General features: G+C 61.4%; 15 protein-coding genes. 7 read left to right on the forward strand and 8 right to left on the reverse strand.

The annotated features are described in order from the left end of the window. The first annotated feature begins 10 nt into the window (after positions 1 to 10). Genes ACZ5KU_RS11980 through ACZ5KU_RS11995 form a run of 4 tightly spaced genes read left to right on the forward strand, consistent with a single transcriptional unit; the run spans position 11 to position 7,797 of the window. Positions 11 to 928 carry a filamentous hemagglutinin N-terminal domain-containing protein gene (locus ACZ5KU_RS11980; protein WP_464737209.1) on the forward strand — a complete coding sequence of 306 codons (918 nt, stop codon included), beginning with the start codon at positions 11 to 13 and terminating at the stop codon, positions 926 to 928. Continuing rightward, on the forward strand, positions 856 to 6,834 hold the full coding sequence (locus ACZ5KU_RS11985) for a DUF637 domain-containing protein (protein WP_464737210.1): 5,979 nt from the start codon (positions 856 to 858) through the stop codon (positions 6,832 to 6,834). Before ACZ5KU_RS11980 ends, ACZ5KU_RS11985 begins: the two co-directional genes overlap by 73 nt. Then, positions 6,831 to 7,310: a hypothetical protein gene (locus ACZ5KU_RS11990; RefSeq protein ID WP_464737211.1), complete on the forward strand. Its 480-nt coding sequence runs from the start codon at positions 6,831 to 6,833 to the stop codon at positions 7,308 to 7,310. The genes ACZ5KU_RS11985 and ACZ5KU_RS11990 overlap by 4 nt, the downstream gene beginning before the upstream one ends. Positions 7,311 to 7,326: 16 nt before the next feature. Continuing rightward, positions 7,327 to 7,797: a hypothetical protein gene (locus ACZ5KU_RS11995; RefSeq protein WP_416772948.1), complete on the forward strand. Its 471-nt coding sequence runs from the start codon at positions 7,327 to 7,329 to the stop codon at positions 7,795 to 7,797. 204 nt (positions 7,798 to 8,001) lie between these two features. Here ACZ5KU_RS11995 and ACZ5KU_RS12000 read toward each other — a convergent pair whose 3' ends face one another. Continuing rightward, a complete protein-coding gene (locus ACZ5KU_RS12000; protein ID WP_464737212.1) occupies positions 8,002 to 8,556 on the reverse strand; it encodes a carboxymuconolactone decarboxylase family protein in 555 nt (184 codons plus the stop codon). Positions 8,557 to 8,629: 73 nt separating this feature from the next. Here ACZ5KU_RS12000 and ACZ5KU_RS12005 point away from each other — a divergent pair, with 73 nt between their 5' ends. Then, a complete protein-coding gene (locus ACZ5KU_RS12005) occupies positions 8,630 to 8,995 on the forward strand; it encodes a winged helix-turn-helix transcriptional regulator (RefSeq protein ID WP_416772951.1) in 366 nt (121 codons plus the stop codon). A gap of 155 nt (positions 8,996 to 9,150) precedes the next feature. On the opposite strand, the gene ACZ5KU_RS12010 is transcribed toward ACZ5KU_RS12005, so the two are convergent. The 7 genes from ACZ5KU_RS12010 to ACZ5KU_RS12040 all read right to left on the reverse strand — a co-directional run bounded on the left by ACZ5KU_RS12010 (position 9,151) and on the right by ACZ5KU_RS12040 (position 13,703). Further along, positions 9,151 to 9,711, reverse strand: a complete 561-nt coding sequence (locus tag ACZ5KU_RS12010; protein ID WP_416772953.1) for an enolase-like domain-containing protein — start codon at positions 9,709 to 9,711, stop codon at positions 9,151 to 9,153. Positions 9,712 to 9,762: 51 nt separating this feature from the next. Beyond that, entirely contained in the window at positions 9,763 to 10,341 is a 579-nt protein-coding gene (locus ACZ5KU_RS12015) for a DUF4291 domain-containing protein (protein ID WP_464737213.1), read from the reverse strand. A gap of 35 nt (positions 10,342 to 10,376) precedes the next feature. Further along, positions 10,377 to 10,604 carry a hypothetical protein gene (locus ACZ5KU_RS12020; protein WP_054056697.1) on the reverse strand — a complete coding sequence of 76 codons (228 nt, stop codon included), beginning with the start codon at positions 10,602 to 10,604 and terminating at the stop codon, positions 10,377 to 10,379. A gap of 62 nt (positions 10,605 to 10,666) precedes the next feature. After that, entirely contained in the window at positions 10,667 to 11,188 is a 522-nt protein-coding gene (locus ACZ5KU_RS12025) for a hypothetical protein (protein WP_054056696.1), read from the reverse strand. Further along, positions 11,185 to 11,706 carry a hypothetical protein gene (locus ACZ5KU_RS12030; protein WP_054062626.1) on the reverse strand — a complete coding sequence of 174 codons (522 nt, stop codon included), beginning with the start codon at positions 11,704 to 11,706 and terminating at the stop codon, positions 11,185 to 11,187. The genes ACZ5KU_RS12025 and ACZ5KU_RS12030 overlap by 4 nt, the downstream gene beginning before the upstream one ends. After that, the gene (locus ACZ5KU_RS12035; protein WP_054056694.1) at positions 11,703 to 12,368 is read right to left on the reverse strand and encodes a hypothetical protein; all 666 of its coding nucleotides are present in this window, start codon (positions 12,366 to 12,368) and stop codon (positions 11,703 to 11,705) included. Before ACZ5KU_RS12035 ends, ACZ5KU_RS12030 begins: the two co-directional genes overlap by 4 nt. A gap of 243 nt (positions 12,369 to 12,611) precedes the next feature. Further along, positions 12,612 to 13,703, reverse strand: a complete 1,092-nt coding sequence (locus ACZ5KU_RS12040; RefSeq protein ID WP_054056693.1) for an NADH:flavin oxidoreductase/NADH oxidase — start codon at positions 13,701 to 13,703, stop codon at positions 12,612 to 12,614. Positions 13,704 to 13,760: 57 nt separating this feature from the next. Here ACZ5KU_RS12040 and ACZ5KU_RS12045 point away from each other — a divergent pair, with 57 nt between their 5' ends. Together ACZ5KU_RS12045 and ACZ5KU_RS12050 are read left to right on the forward strand one after the other, a co-directional pair. Then, positions 13,761 to 14,096: an ArsR/SmtB family transcription factor gene (locus ACZ5KU_RS12045; RefSeq protein ID WP_054056713.1), complete on the forward strand. Its 336-nt coding sequence runs from the start codon at positions 13,761 to 13,763 to the stop codon at positions 14,094 to 14,096. 193 nt (positions 14,097 to 14,289) lie between these two features. Then, positions 14,290 to 15,498 carry a TraI domain-containing protein gene (locus ACZ5KU_RS12050; protein WP_464737214.1) on the forward strand — a complete coding sequence of 403 codons (1,209 nt, stop codon included), beginning with the start codon at positions 14,290 to 14,292 and terminating at the stop codon, positions 15,496 to 15,498. The last annotated feature ends 1 nt before the right edge of the window (position 15,499 follow it).

Raw genomic sequence — 15,499 nt, forward strand, 5'->3', positions numbered from 1 at the left:
ATTTTCCGACATGGACGTTCGCCAGTTCGCCTTCCTCGCGGGGCAGCCTTCTGCTGCCCTGAAAAACCGTGACCATTTCCTCGGGTTGCCCAAGCGCGGGGTCGCCTTCCTGCTGGCGAACGTGATGTTCTGGCAGCCGTTGTGGGCCCAGGCCGATGGCATCGTCGTCAGTGCACCGGGAACCACGCTCGGGCAGGCGGGCAATGGCGTGCCCATCGTCAACATCGCCGCCCCGAATGCCAACGGGCTGTCGCACAACCAGTTCAAGGACTACAACGTCGGCAGCAACGGCGTCATCCTCAACAACGCCACCGGCCGCACTCAGTCTACCCAGTTGGGCGGGATCATCCTCGGCAACAGCAACCTCAACGGTCGCGCCGCGTCGACCATCCTCAACGAGGTCAACGGCGGCAGTCCCAGCCAACTGCGTGGCTATACCGAAGTGGCGGGGCAGTCGGCCCACGTGATCGTCGCCAACCCCTATGGCATCAGTTGCAACGGTTGCGGTTTCATCAATACCCCGCGGGTCACCCTCAGCACCGGCAAGGCGGTCATCGAGAATGGCCGGGTCGACCATTTCCAGGTGGATGGCGGGGCCATCGACATCGACGGAGCGGGCTTCAAGGCCGGGACCGTCGAGCAGTTCGACCTGATCACCCGCAGTGCCCGGATCAACGCCGAAATCTACGCCAGGCAGCTCAACGTCATCACCGGCCGCAATGATGTAAAGGCCGATGATCTGACCGCTGTGGCGCGGGCCGACGACGGTAGTGCGGCCCCGGCGCTGGCCATCGACAGTTCCGCCCTGGGCGGCATGTATGCCGGGGCATTCGCCTGGTGGGCACGGAAAAAGGTGTGGGTGTACGCCTGGCCGGCAACATGGCCACCAGTGCCGGCGACATCCAGATCGATGCCAACGGCAAGCTGACCATGGGCCAGGCCATTGCCAGCGAGGCGGTCAAGGTCAAGGCCGAGAGCCTGGAAACCAAGGACGCGGTCTATGCCGGCAGCCAGCTCGATATCAAGACCAGCGGCGACCTGCAAAGCAGCAAGAGCCTGGCGGCCCATGACGGCATCCGCCTGGAAAGTGGCGGCCAACTGGTCAACAGCGGCAGCATCGATGCCGGGGTCAACCAGGATGGCAGTCGTAACGTCGAAGGCGATGTCACGCTGTTGGGCAAGACGATCCAGAACAGTGGCAATGTGATCGCCAGCCGCAAGATCGACGCCAAGGCCGGGCAGACCCTGGACAACCGTGGCGGCCAGTTGGTATCGGCCGAGACCGAGGTGCGCGCAGCCCGCATCGACAACCGCCAGGGCCTGATCAACGCCAATGGCGGCGCGGCCAAGGTGCAGGCCGACGAGCAACTGGACAACACCGACGGCAAGCTGCTGGCCGGTACCGATCTGTTGCTGACGGGCGGCGAGGTCATCAACCGCAACGGCGCCCTGATCGCCAATAGCCTGACCGCCGATATCCTGAGCCTCGACAACAGCCTCAAGGGCCGTGTCAGTGCCGAGTCCGGCACGCTCAAGATCACGGCCCGACAGGACCTGAACAACCAGGGCGGTCGCCTGCAGTCCACCAGCGGTGCAGTCGACGTGACGGCGACGAACCTCGACAACCGCGAGGGTGTCGTGGTCGGCGAGCAGGTCCGGGTCTCGGCTGGCCAGGGGCGTATCGACAACCGCAATGGCCAGGTCCTGGCCCGCCGGATCGAGCTGTCGGCCGCCGAGATCGATAACAGTGGGCAAGGCAAGGTCCTGGCCGGCAGCGAAGGACTGAAGCTCGCCGCCAACAAGGTGCTGAACCAGCAGGGCAACCTGCTTGCCGAAGGCAGCCAGGTTTCGCTGCTGCTGAACAAGGGCTCGCTGGACAACCAGGCTGGCAGTATCAAGGGTTCGGACGTCCAGCTCATTGCCGGGGATCTCGACAACAGCGCCCTCAACGGACAGTTGGGCCTGATCGCCAGCCTCAAGGGCAACCTCGAACTGACCGTGGACCGGATCATCAACCGGGGCGGCCTGGTGGAGTCGGCGGGCAACCTGACCGTCGACGGCGACAGCCTCGACAACAGCGCTGGTCAGTTGCGCGCGCTCAAGGGCGACGCCAGCCATATCGCGCTCAATGGCGAGTTGAATAACCAGAATGCTTCGATCGTTGTCGGTGGCACCACTTTCGGCCTCTCCGCGGCATCGCTGAATAATACCGGCGGCCGTATCGAGCACGGTGGCCAGGGGCTGTTCAGCCTGGGTCTTGCCAGCCTGCGCAGCGGCCAGGGCCGCATGATCGGCCTGGGCGCTGGCGATTGGAAGATCGGTAGCGTGGAGGGTGTGGGCACCTGGCAGCTCAATGGCGGGCTGACCTACACCAGCAGCCAGGCCCTGGCGCTCGCCGCAGGCGAGCGTATCGCCAGTGCCGGTGCGTTGAAGTTCGACGTCGCCAGCCTGAGCAACGCCGGCGAACTGGTCAGCGACAACGACCTGACCCTCAAACTCGCGGGCAACCTGAGCAACAGCGGGGTGATCTCCTCCCTCAAGGCGCTGGAGATCACTGCTGTCGACCTGAACCAGTCCGGTGGTCGTCTGGCGAGCGGTGGCGATACCCGCCTCACGCTGCAAGGCACCCTGGAAAACCTCGGCCGACTGGTGGCCGACCAGGCCCTGGCGATCCAGGCGGCACGGATCAACAACCACGGCACCCTCGGTGCGCTTGGCGCCGTCAGGCTGACGGCGGCCAACGGCGTCTACAACGACAAGGACAGCCTGCTGTTCAGCGGCGCCGACCTGCGCGTTCGTGGCGACAGCCTGAGCAACTTCTACGGCGACATCTATAGCAAGGGCGACCTCAGCTTCGCCGCGCTGGATGACGGCAAGGCCAGTGTGTTCAGCAACCTCTCCGGCAGCGTCGAGAGCGAAGGCAATATCGACCTCAAGGCCAGCGAGCTGACCAACGCCAAGGCCGAGTTCGAGATGAGCAAGGGCGGGGCGGTTTCCGGCAGCCTGTCCTGGGTCTGTGGCCAGCACTGTGGCGGGCATGACTCGTTCAAGCGCGGCACCATCACCATCACCAAGGTCTTCAACGAACAGGCGCTCAAGGACTCGGCGGCAGCGCGCCTGGTGGCGGGCAAGGGCTTCACGGCCCAGGCGGACAAGATCGAGAACCGCTACAGCCTGATGGCGGCCAACGGCGACCTGACCCTGACCGCAGGCAGCCTGCTCAACCAGGGGGCGGTATCGCGCAAGGGCTACAACGTCATTCAGATCGGCACGCCAGGCCGGATCGATACCGGCTACTGGGACCAGATGGAGTCCTCCGATGTGCCGGCTTTCAACGCCGCCGTCGCTGCTGGCCATTTCGACGAGGCGCGTTTCAACGAGCTGATCAGCCGTTCCTCCGATAGTCGTTTCAGCCTGATGAGCGACGTCACCACCTGGAGTGCCGATGGCAACACCGTCTATGCCGCCACCATCCAGGCGGGCGGCAAGGTCAGCCTGAACGTCGCCCAGAACATCCAGAACGGCAGCCTGGTGGACAACACCCTGGCGCAACTGACGGGCACCTTGGGCGACAACCAGCTGGGCGCGAAAGTCGGCGGTATCGACATCGCGGTCAACGCGAGCAGCCCGCCGGCCCAGGCACCGAAGGATGTGACTCGGGTCGAGCACGTCAATGCGGATGGTAGCGTCGAAGTCAGCTTCGTGCCGGCCGACTTCAGTGGCTCGCCATTCGTGTCCGTCGATCCGACGGCGCTGCCGACTTTCCGCCTGCCCCAGGGCGACTACGGGATGTTCACCCAGAGCCGTAACCCCAAGGGCCAGTACCTGATCGAGACCAACCCGCAACTGACCGACCTGAAGAGCTTCTTCAGCTCGGACTACATGCTCGGGCAGTTGGGCTATGACAACCAGCAGGCCTGGCGCCGGCTCGGTGACGGCGGCTACGAAACCCGATTGGTCAGCGACGCGGTATTCGCCCAGACCGGCCAGCGTTTCCTGGCCAACGGCCTGACCAGCGAGTACGACCAGTTCCGCTACCTGATGGACAACGGCATCGCTTCGAAGGACCAGCTCAACCTGACCGTCGGTGTCGGGCTGACCTCGGCCCAGGTAGCGTCGTTGACCCACGACATCGTCTGGATGGAAGAGCGCGAGGTGCAGGGCGAGAAAGTCCTGGTGCCGGTGCTCTACCTGGCCAAGGTCGATTCCCGCGACATTCGCGGCGGCAGCCTGGTCCAGGGGCGCGACATCAGCGTGATTGCCGGCAATAACCTGGTCAGCGTCGGCACCTTGCGTGCCAGCAACGATGCCAGCGTGATCGCCGGCGAAAGCGTGTACAACGGCGGCCTGATGGAAGCCGGCCAGCATTTCTCGATGATGGCCCAGGACAGCATCCGCAATGCCATGGCCGGCGACATCCGCGGCAACCAGGTCAACCTGACGGTGCTGAACGGCGACATCGTCAACGACCGCACCGCCATCCTGGTCAGCGATGGCAGTGGCCATCGCACCATCCTCGATGACGGTGGCCACATCTCGGCGACCGGCAACCTGAGCATGATTGCCGGGCAGGACCTGACCAACAAGAGCCAGATCAGCAGTGGTGGTGATGCGACGCTCAAGGCCGGTCGCGACATCAACCTGCTGGCGGTGACTGACAGCAGCGAGACCCATGTCATCAAGAACGGTGGGCATAACAACACCGTGACCACGCGGGTCAAGAACCTCGGTTCCGGCGTGAGCGCCGAAGGTGACCTGGTGCTGGAGGCGGGGCAGGACATCAACGCCGTCGCCAGTACCGCCAAGGCGGGCAAGGACCTTGAAGTCAGCGCCGGTCGTGACCTGACGCTGATGTCGGCCGAAGACGAGGACAGCGTCGACACTCGCAGCAAGAAAGGCAAGAAGCGCATCCACGAGCTGGACAGCCATACCCAACAGGTCACGAGCGAGTTCACCGCTGGTGGCAACCTGACGGCGCAGGCCAAGCAGGATGTGACGCTGGTCGCCAGTAACCTGAAGTCGGGCGGCGATGTGGGGGTGAATGCGGGGAACAACCTGCAACTGCTGGCGGCGCAGAACACCGACCATACCCTGTACGACATGAAGGAGAAGGGTGGCTTCGGCAACCTGAAACTCAAGCATGACGAAGTGACCCAGGTCACCCACGTCGGCAGCCAGATCACCACCGGCGGCGACCTGACGCTCAAGAGCGGTGGCGACCAGCGCTACCAGGTGGCGCAGTTGCAGAGTGGCAAGGACATCACGCTTGACAGTGGCGGGGCCATCGTCTTCGAGGGCGTGAAGGACCTGCACGACGAGAGCCATACCAAGACCAACAACAACTCGTTCTGGAACTCGGCCAAGGGCAAGGGCAACACCGACGAAACCCTGCGCCAGACACAGATGATCGCCGAGGGCAAGATCACCATCAAGGCGGTCGAAGGCCTGAAGATCGATGTCAAGGAGGTCAACCAGCAGACGGTCAGCCAGACCATCGACGCCATGGTCAAGGCCGACCCGAAACTGGCCTGGCTGAAGGATGCCGAGCAGCGCGGCGACGTGGATTGGCGGCAGGTGAAGGAGATCCACGAGTCCTTCAAGTACAACACCTCGGGGCTGGGGCCGGCTTCGCAGCTGATTATCGCCATCATCATGGCGGCAGTGGTCGGGCCGGCAGTCATGACCGCCATGGCGGGCAGCTCGCCGGTGTTGGCGGCAGGTGTAGCTGCGGTGTCGACCAGCGCAGCGACCAATGCCACCACCAGCTTCATCAACAATGGCGGCAACCTGGGCGCGGTGTTCAAGGACGTGACCTCGTCCGATGCGATGAAGGGGTATGCCGTTTCGTTCGCGACCGCCGGGGTGACGCAGAGCCTTGGCTACAGTCCTGACAAGATAGGCTTCGACCTTCCGAGCGCGCAGACCGTTGCAATGAAGGTGACGGCCGATGCGCTGATCAAGACGGCGGTGTACGGGGGTAGTCTCAAGGACAACCTTGCCAGTGCCGCGACGAGCACGGCAATCAGCATCGGCGGCGCGGTGGGCGCCGGGAAGATCGGTGACCTTGGCCTCGACGAGGGTAGCCTGGAGAAGATCCTCCTGCATGCTGGCCTGGGTGGTCTGCTCTCCAAGGCAATGGGCGGCGACTTCCAGACCGGGGCGATTTCGGGTGGGGTTAACGAGCTATTGCTCGGAGCGGTCGGCGACAAGCTGATGCCGGCGAACTTGATCCCAGGATCGACCGAGTACATCAGGGCTGAAGCGAGCCTGAAGGCACTTTCGCAGATTGTTGGAGTCTTGGGTGCTGTTGCCTCGCGAGGCGACTCTGGTATCGCATCTTCGGTTGCAGAGAACGCAACGCAATATAACTTCTTGAATCATAGAGATATTCAGGAACTGTCCGAGAAAGCACGACGTTGTCAGGCCGAAGGTACTTGCGATCAGCTGCAGGCAGAAGCCAATGCCAGAGATGCTGCGAATCGCGAGCGGCTCATGGCTTGTCAAAAGACCGGGAACTGCCCTGAAATCCGAGCTGAAATTGATGCCGGCTCAAAAGCCGTGGATGAGTTCGTTGCGACACTTCCTGACGGAAAGGCAGCGGATATTCTTGGGAAATTTACTGGTTTTGGTGGTGGCAATACTCGCGACTGGACTACTGCTGGCCAGTTGCATATCGATCAAGTCGCTCATATGTTCGTAAATGGGGAGTCGGGCTGGGCTCCTTCGTTTGGGCAATGGCTGGACCAGACAGGATTCAATCCGTTTTCCGTCAGCGCACCAGGTTTGTCGGCAACTGTAGTCCCGGGGGAAGCAAGGGAGCTTCTTCCTCTGTGAACAGTGGCTATGTCGATGTTCTGCCAGGAAATTCAGGGCGGCCTGGTGTGGGGGTGCCGGTTTCCCGAGCCGAAAACCCACTGAGCCCGGTATTGGAGTTTGATGCCTATGGCAATGAAATTGTTTACCGTACGATGTCTTTAGAGCATTTTAATACTCTCAAAGCTACAGGTTCTCTGTCAGGAACAGGAGAAACGTCCACCTCTCCGCTGTTGTCTTACTCGTCTGGCTATGATGGTGTAACCGTTCGGATAACGACTGCCCCGGGGACCTCTGCAAAGCTCCAAAGCATTGGTATTGCTGCAAACGAGCCTGCGATGAATCAGCTTTCCATGCCTATCGTCAAGGGGCCCTGGAACCAGGAGAATGCGCGTTTTAAGGTTGAGAAGGGTCAGATGACAACGCAGCTTGGCAAAGGCAAGGCGCTAGATATTTTTAATGAAAATATAGTTAAATTTGAAGTGGTTCCTAAGTGATTTTTGAGGTGGTTTCGTGTTTTTGAGTTTTAATGAGGCCGATGGGCCTATGAAGACCGTATATCTGCTATCTGAGGACTTGAAAAGGAATCCGGATCGGGTCGCTTTGACACAAGCCTTAACGTTGAATCCCAATAAGCCATTTTTAGGACTTAACGGGACTCATGGTCTTTTTGGGTCGGAAGAATGGTGGAAAAATATCGAGGAACGGAAAATTCCTCTTCTGCTTGTGTCTGGTATTGTAAAAAAAGTCTATTTTGCAGGGCAGGATTCTTCTACGGGGGTTAATTCATTCAGCTTGTTGCTGGACGATGGTTCTGTGAGGGATGAAAGCATCTACAGTGCTACCGCCAAGGAGGATCGTAAGCTTTTTGTTGTGGGGGCCAAGGTCCAGATTGCTTATGTCCTGGATGAGTTGAAACCGGGAGCGGTAAGTGGCAATGAGACCCATGTGGAGACTGTTCTGGAAATGGCCATCTCATTATGATTTGTCCTGTGTAGTGTTTTCCTGAAGGTGAAGGCGGCTATAGCAGCGATATTTCGGCCTCTACCCCATTGGAGAGCGTAAGGACAATGGGATGGATTTATTTTCTGATTTTGATGGTGTGAAAATAAACCCGTCGCTGACGGTGCCAGTGCCTGGACTCTTGAGCTCGATCTGGGCCATGGGCTGCACCTTGCGAGCTGACCTTCAGCCGGGATTGAACGCGCTGAATCGGGCTGCGTGCTTCTCCAGTGGGAGATCCAGCCCATTGGCGATGTACGAAACTGTGTGATAGAAGCCGGCGAGCATCAGCACCTCCAGAATTTGCTCCTCGTTCAAGTGTTCTCTTGCCAGTTCGAACTCGGCGGTGCTCAACGTAGCTCGATCATGCAGAGAGTCGATGGTGCTTAGCAGGGCCGCCTCATCGGCAGACCAGTGAGTCCCATTGAGCGGATACCGCAAGGTTTCGGCGATGTCTTCCCTGGAGAGGCCGGCAGCTTTTGAGAATGCCAGGACATGCACCCCCCACTCGTACTCGCACCCCGTGCGTGCGCAGACTCTGTTGATCACCAGCTCCCGTTGGCGAAGGGTGAGGACAGAACCGTCCAGCAGCGAGCCTCCCATGAATTTGCGCCAGGCTCGTTCGCTCTTTGCAAGGGTCGAGAAGAGCACCAGGGGCGGTACGCCCGGTCCCATGATTCGATCGAATTCGGTTTGGATATCTTGCGGGTATGGAGCACTGAGAGGCGAAATGCGTGACATGGTGTATCCTCCGCTACTGATAATGTAGCAGTGAGGATTGCTACAGTAAACGTAGCAGTCAAGGCCAATCAGCATGAGTGATGACAGACCTACCAGCCAATCAATTGAAATCCCACGCCGGCCTATCATGGCGCTGCTGGATCTTTTGGGGCAAAAATGGGCTTTGCGAATACTTTGGGAGCTTCAAGGCGGCGAACTCAGCTCCAGGGCACTGCGTACTGCCGCTGGTGAGATTTCTCCCACAGTCCTTCAGGCTCGAATTCATGAGCTGCGCGAGGCGGGTATCGTTGAGTCCGGGAAAAGCGGTTATGGTCTAACCCGGCTGGGTATCGAACTCACGCAAGCGTTTCTGCCGCTTTACCGCTTCGCGGAAAAGTGGGATGAAGCCGTCAATTCACGGCCTCCCCAAAATAAGGCAGTTGCCGCGACGAAATCATGAAAGCGCAATGCCGAGCCGGCCGGCCCGTTCGGACATCCGAGGGTCGTTCCTCAGGCCTTCGGGGGAACGCCTGATGGAGCCTTTCGTTCGTCGAGCGGGTGTGGAGGGCGATGCAGGTCGATTCGTCATCAGCCGATGAAAGACGCCGACGCTTTTTACGTCGAAGGCGTACTCTGCACAGGAATGCGCTCCTTGGGCTTCGTCACGTCATAGACATGCAGTTCACAGCGCTGTTCGATGTACTGGAATTCCACCAGGTAAACCTTGCCGCTCTGCGGGGTAAAGCGGGTGTTGATCGGGCCGCAGGTATAATGATTGGCGGTCCCGAGGCTGCGGCCGTAACCCGATACCAGCAGCGATTGGTTGGCATCGGCCTGGACTTCCAACTGCGGGAAGTTCTTCAGCAGCGCGCTGCTGCTGGTTTCGTTGAGCTTGGCGATCCAGCCAAATACTTTCCCGCGGCCCGAGTCCACCACGCGTCCAAGGACTTCCAGGCGCTGGTCGGGGTCATTGGCGCGACTGATCGAATACTCCACGGGAGCGGTGCTGCCGGATGACTTCAGGATCACCTTGGCGTGCTCGGCATCGACCGCCACCTTTTTCTGACCCAGTTGCACCCCATCCTTCGCGAAACTGGGCGAAGAGTCCCGGACATTGGAGTGGCAGGCCGGTAATGCCAGGACGAGAGCGAGGGTCAGTAGTTTGGGACTCTTCATGACTTATGAATATCCTTGAACATGTTCGTCTGAATGATGAAAAGGTACTGCTCAGGCCACTGAAGGTCGTCTGTACTCGACCTCCACCGGCAGCGCCTGCTGTGCCTCGGCAAGCCGGTTCCCGGTTACCAGCCCATGGATATGGCGAGCCAGCGGGGTCACGTCGGTGATGTTCCGTATCCACTCGTTGACGTAAAGCGCGACAGCTTCCTTGCCCAGGCCGATCTGGATGGCGCGGTGGGTCTGCGGTTGCAGGTGCAGGTCACGCTCCGGGTCCCACTGGATGCGGACCGGGGAGTTGTCCTTCAGGGCCTGCCATTGTTCCTGGCTCATCGATTCGTCGGGGTGGCTCGGGCAACTGTGTTCCAGGGCCCAGGCGAAGCCTTCGTGAGTGATGTCGATCGCCAGGATGCGGGTTTGGCCGGCGTCCTTCAGGCCCCAGCCGGCGCGGTACATCATCCAGAGGAAGGAAGGTTTTATCCAGGTCATCCGTTCCATCTTGAACGGCGGCGAGACGAAGGTCCCGTGGGCGAGGGCGGCCTCGGCGATGGAGTCCGAATAGGCCTGGTAGACGCGAATGGTCTGCTCGTCGTACTGCGCGCGGATCTGGCGAAGTGGAGGTGTAGGCAAATGATAGTCCTGTGGTTGTTTTGGCTATGGGGTAATCAGTGTTTCTCGGATGACGCGCGACGGCGCTTCCTGCCGGCCCGTTCCAACAGTTCGTTGAGGACAAACCAGATTGTCATCAACAAACCGATGAACACGAAGGTGTTGTGGTTGTGAAACAGGCCCTGCAACTTGCCGGCAAGCCAGGCCGAGAGGACCATCAGAAAGACGAAGCGCAGGCCGGTCAGCACTGCGTGAAGGTACTCGTTACCGATATTGCCGGACATCCATGGCTCTCCCGAGCGTCTGAGAGGGGTGCAAAAGTCAGTGGCCCTGACCAGGCCGGGGTTCAAGGTTGATGGGGAATCACCTGATCCTTGTCCATTTCGTTCATCAACTGATCGAGCATCTGCCGGCGGTTTTCCACGCTCGACAGTGGCACGTACCAGGCCAGCACACTCCAGCCTTCGCGGGAATAGTTGTAGGTCTTGAGCAACTCGCCGTCCTTATAGACCTGGCCACGCAGGTTGTCCTTGTAAGGGTAGGGCATCGGGAACGTGAAGAGGGTGAAGACGTTCAGCAGGCCCAGGTAGCTCGGACCACCGTCATAGGGCTCGCGGATCGACAGGCTGTAGCCACTGCGGCTGTAGCCGCCGTCGAGCATGGAGAACGCGCCGGTGTCCTTGAGCACGCCGATCATCTGGCGATGACGCTGCTCGTCGAAACGATTGTTGATGGAACCCAGGTCCAGGGTGACCGGGACGTAGGCGCGCTCGGCGTGGTAGTCGAGCGGCTTCAGGTTGTTGGTGCAGCCGCTGGTCAGCAGGGCGGCACCCAGCAGCGCAGCGGCAGCTGAAGGCTTCAGGCTCATTGTGCAGCTCCGACGGCAGGGATCAGTTGGTCCTGGCGCACGTCCCGGGCAAAGGCGCGGGCGATGCGGCCGAGGTTCTGGCCTTCCATCTCGCCGCCCTGGTCCAGCAGCCAGGTGTATTTGCGGGTGCTGTTGCGATAGCGGTATTGCTTGAGACGCTGGTCGCCGCGCAGGACGGTGAACTCGGTGTCGGTATCGATTTCCTTCGACAGGGGCAGCATGAACAGGGTGGCGCAACTGAGCAGAACCACCGGGAACGGCGGGTACTCGCGCTGCATCTTCAGTTTGACCTGCACGCTGTACTCGTCGGCCTTGCCGCTGCCGGTTTCGATGTTGCGGAAAACCCCGGTCTCGCGCAGGTGGTTGCGCAGCGTCGAGGACTGCAGGGGGTCGTCGACCATCACATGGATGGGTTGCAGGTAGTCCTGGCCATCGGCCAAGGTGCTGTCGGGCAGGGTGTTGGTCGCGGTGCAGCCGGTCAGCAGGCTCGCGGCGACGAGGCCGGCAAGTGTTCTCATGGTTTGACTTCCGTGGCGCCGGCAGGCTTGCCGGTGGTCGACGTGGGGGCGATGAACAGGTAGGGGGCGGCGCTCTTGAGATCCAGGTTCAGGCGCTGCAGCGGCGGCAGGGCGGGCTGCTGGCGCAGGGCGATGGCACCATCGCGGGCGAGTTGGTCCCGCCACAGGAAGGCGCAGCGGTCGCCCATCAGGCACATCGAGCGGAATTCGCCGAGATAGTAGGCCTTGCCGGCTTCGAGCCGTAGCGGCAGGTTGAATTTTTCCCGGGCCTGGCGCGAGGTGAAGGTGGTGCCAAGCCCAGGCGTGTACTGGGCGGAAAAGAACTGGAAATCGTAGAACTCGTAGTCGCCGGGCTTGAGGGGCAGTACGAAGACACTGGCGGCGCCGTCGCCATCCTCGATGTCTTGCGGTGTCTGGTTGCCACCGCGCATCCAGAGGCCGGCGGCGCCATAGGCGGAGCCGCGTTTGCGGATCAGCAGGCGCTGGTTGTCGGCCGGGGAGAGCTTGAACGACTGTGGGCCGATGGAACCGACCAGGTAGGCCACGGGCTCACCGCTGGCCGGTTGCAGCGGGTCGCTGACGAGTGAGGCGCTGTGGGTGATACAGCCGCTGAGCAGGCCGACGAGAAAGAGGATGGCCGAAGCCTTGATGACGCGGAACATGGACTTCCCTGATTGAACTGACGGTCAAGCACCGGTGTCGATTGGAAAGTCATGATGGCGGCCTTCCTGGCACACGGGTTTTGCGAGGCGAAGCCTAAGGGAAGTGCTGGCGTTTTGCTAGCGATCGGTCGTGATTTTCGAGTTATTGACGCCCGAAATCCGTCGCGGTTTTTGGGGGCCATCGAGCCGGGCAAGAAAAGGCACCGGAACATCGGTGCCTTTCCGGTTCAACGCGACAACGACTCAGCGATAGCGCTCCAGCCAATGCGCGTAAGGCGCCGGCAGTGTCCAGGCGGCCTTGTCGACGCCCAGCTCCTTGGCTGCGGCGTAGGCCCAATGCGGGTCGGCCAGGTGCGCACGGCCTACCGAGACCAGGTCCAGGTGCCCGGCCTTCAGGGCGCCTTCCGCCAGTTGCGGGGTGCCGAAGCCCCAGGCCGAGGTCACCGGGATATCGGCTTCGCGCCGCACGCGCTCGGCGATCGGACCCATGAAGGCCGGGCCCCATGGGATGTTGGTGTCGGGGATGGTAAAGCCGACGCTGACGCTCAGCAGGTCCAGGCCGCCGGCCTTGAACCGGCGGGCCAGTTCGATGGACTCGGTGAGGGTCTGCTCGTCACGGCCGTCATATTCCAGCACGCCGAAACGCGCGGTGAGTGGCAGGTTTTCCGGCCAGACTTCACGCACGGCAGCAAGGGTTTCCAGCAGGAAGCGGCTGCGGTTTTCGAAGCTGCCGCCGTAGGCGTCGGTGCGCTGGTTGGAATGCTCGGAGAAGAAGCTCTGGCCCAGGTAACCGTGGGCAAAGTGCAGCTCGATCCACTCGAAGCCGGCATCGCGGGCGCGACGGGCGGCATCGACGAAGTTCTGCTTGACCCGGGCGATGTCCTCCAGGGTCATGGCCTTTGGTGTTTTGGGCAGGTGCGCGCCGAAGGGCAGGGCGGACGGCGCGATGGTCTGCCAGCCGCGGGCATCGGATTCGGCAATGTGGTCGTCGCCTTCCCATGGCCGGTTGGCGCTGGCCTTGCGGCCGGCGTGGGCGATCTGGATGCCGGGCACCGAGCCTGCGGCCTTGATGGCCTTGACCACGGGAACGAAGGCCTGGGCCTGTTCGTCGTTCCAGATGCCGGCGCAGCCGGGGGTGATGCGGCCTTCCGGTGCCACGGCGGTGGCCTCCACCACCAGCAGGCCGGCGCCGCCACGGGCCAGGCCGGCAAGGTGGACCTGGTGCCAGTCATTGATCAGGCCGTCGGTGGCCATGTACTGGCACATCGGTGGGATCGCGATGCGGTTGCGCAGCGTGACGTCCTTGAGCTTGTAGGGTTCGAACAGTGCCGACATGGAAATCTCCAGGAGACGATGGATAGGTTGATTCGTTTGTTCGATGGTAATCGAACTATGGCAATAAAGGGAAGTCTTGTTATCATTCCCGGCATGCGAGAATTCAAACACCCGGCTCCCGAAGACCTCATGCTCGAACGCGTGCTCTACGCCTTGAGCGACCCTGTGCGCATGGAAATCGTCCGCAGCCTGGCCGGTGTGGCCGAGGCGAGCTGCGGTGAGCTGGATGGCGGGCGGCCCAAGTCGAGCATGTCCCACCACTTTCGCGTGCTGCGCGATGCGGGGCTGGTGCACACTCGCAATGTCGGCACCACGCACATGAATTCATTGCGCCTGGAAATGCTCGACACGCGTTTTCCCGGGTTGCTCGGCTGCATCCTGTCCCAGCGCTGATCCAGGCGCCTGCCGGGTGCGCAACGCTTTCAGCGGCTGAAAACACGCAAGCCGCAAACCTGTTTCTCCATGGTTATCCTCCCCGTGCAAGTGCGTAAATCCAGGTAGAAAACGAGGATTCACGGGCGGCGGGGTTCGTCGCAGGCTGCCCGGGAATTCGAAAGGTCTTTCCACGGATACGGATGACACTTCGATGTTCTGGCGCCGGTTGCTGAAAATAAACCCCGCAGATTCAGACTCCCATGGGGCAGCGCCGACAGTCGGGTACTTCATCCCGCAGTCGGCTGCCGAACTCCTTGCGACGCCGCGCCGGCAAGCGCTGCTCGGGCAGATCTGGCAACTCGTTTCGCTGTCACGCGACCAGTTCGATGGGCTCTATCTCAAGCCCATCGAGCGCTGTGCCGAGCTGGCCCAGCAGTTTCCCGCCTCGCGGCACGCTCATCACGCCTACCCCGGTGGCTTGCTCGACCACTGCCTGAGCACCACGGTTTATGTGCTGAAGTTGCGCCAGTCGCGCCTGCTGCCGGCCGGGGCCAGTACGCAAGTGCAGGGCGTCCAGGCGGAGGCCTGGAGCGTCGCCACGGCCTATGGCGCGTTGTTGCGCGATCTCGGCAGGATCATCGTCGACATGAGTGTGCAGTTGTCCAACGGTGCGGCATGGTATCCCTGGATGGGGCCACCCGAGCGACCCTACCGCTTCAAGTACCTCAACGACAGTCCGGACCAGGCTCATGTCGCCGCGGCTGGCCTGTTGTTCACCCAGTTGGTGTCTCATTCGACACTCCAGTGGTTGAGTGGCTACCCCGAGCTCTGGAGGGCCTTGATCCATGTTCTGGCGGGGCACGATGAAAAGGCCGGCGCCTTGGGTGAACTACTGACCCAGGCTGACCTGGCATCGATTGCCGATGGGCAGGAGGGCAGTTCGGCGAGGATGTCTCAACCGCCACCCGCCGAAGTGGTTCCGAAGCCGGTGGTTGCGCTGGCCTGTGCCGAGGCAAGCGACGATGGGGGCGACAAGGCCAGGGGGGAGGCTTTCATCCGTTGGCTTCGCGACGGCATCCTCACCGGCAGGATCGTGACCAACACCGCCGCGGCAAAGGTTCACAGCGTTGCCGGCACGGCGTTCATGGTGTCCCCGGCCATCTTTCACCGTTATGTCCAGGAGCACCCCGAGATAGCCGAGCTGGCCAAGTCGCAGGACACCGACGACTGGCGCTGGGTTCAGCGCTGTTTCGAGAAGCAGCGGGTGCATCGCAAGGGCAGCAAGGGCCTGAACATCTGGACTTGCGAGCTTCAGGACCTGCACAAGGTCCGCGACCTCAAGGGCTACCTGCTCAAGGACCCGCTGCTGATCTTTGCCGAGGCCCCGGCGGACAATCCCTCCTTGCGGTTGAAGGAGTGAC

It is taken from the genome of Pseudomonas sp. Tof1 (assembly GCF_055390395.1).

What these genes read in the sequence shown, in the direction of transcription:
- ACZ5KU_RS11980 (WP_464737209.1), top strand. Translation starts at nt 11, where the DNA reads ATGGACGTTCGCCAGTTCGCCTTCCTCGCGGGGCAGCCTTCTGCTGCC.
- ACZ5KU_RS12000 (WP_464737212.1), bottom strand. Translation starts at nt 8,556, where the DNA reads ATGTCACGCATTTCGCCTCTCAGTGCTCCATACCCGCAAGATATCCAA.
- ACZ5KU_RS12005 (WP_416772951.1), top strand. Translation starts at nt 8,630, where the DNA reads ATGAGTGATGACAGACCTACCAGCCAATCAATTGAAATCCCACGCCGG.
- ACZ5KU_RS12010 (WP_416772953.1), bottom strand. Translation starts at nt 9,711, where the DNA reads ATGAAGAGTCCCAAACTACTGACCCTCGCTCTCGTCCTGGCATTACCG.
- ACZ5KU_RS12020 (WP_054056697.1), bottom strand. Translation starts at nt 10,604, where the DNA reads ATGTCCGGCAATATCGGTAACGAGTACCTTCACGCAGTGCTGACCGGC.
- ACZ5KU_RS12025 (WP_054056696.1), bottom strand. Translation starts at nt 11,188, where the DNA reads ATGAGCCTGAAGCCTTCAGCTGCCGCTGCGCTGCTGGGTGCCGCCCTG.
- ACZ5KU_RS12030 (WP_054062626.1), bottom strand. Translation starts at nt 11,706, where the DNA reads ATGAGAACACTTGCCGGCCTCGTCGCCGCGAGCCTGCTGACCGGCTGC.
- ACZ5KU_RS12035 (WP_054056694.1), bottom strand. Translation starts at nt 12,368, where the DNA reads ATGTTCCGCGTCATCAAGGCTTCGGCCATCCTCTTTCTCGTCGGCCTG.
- ACZ5KU_RS12040 (WP_054056693.1), bottom strand. Translation starts at nt 13,703, where the DNA reads ATGTCGGCACTGTTCGAACCCTACAAGCTCAAGGACGTCACGCTGCGC.
- ACZ5KU_RS12045 (WP_054056713.1), top strand. Translation starts at nt 13,761, where the DNA reads ATGGCAATAAAGGGAAGTCTTGTTATCATTCCCGGCATGCGAGAATTC.
- ACZ5KU_RS12050 (WP_464737214.1), top strand. Translation starts at nt 14,290, where the DNA reads ATGTTCTGGCGCCGGTTGCTGAAAATAAACCCCGCAGATTCAGACTCC.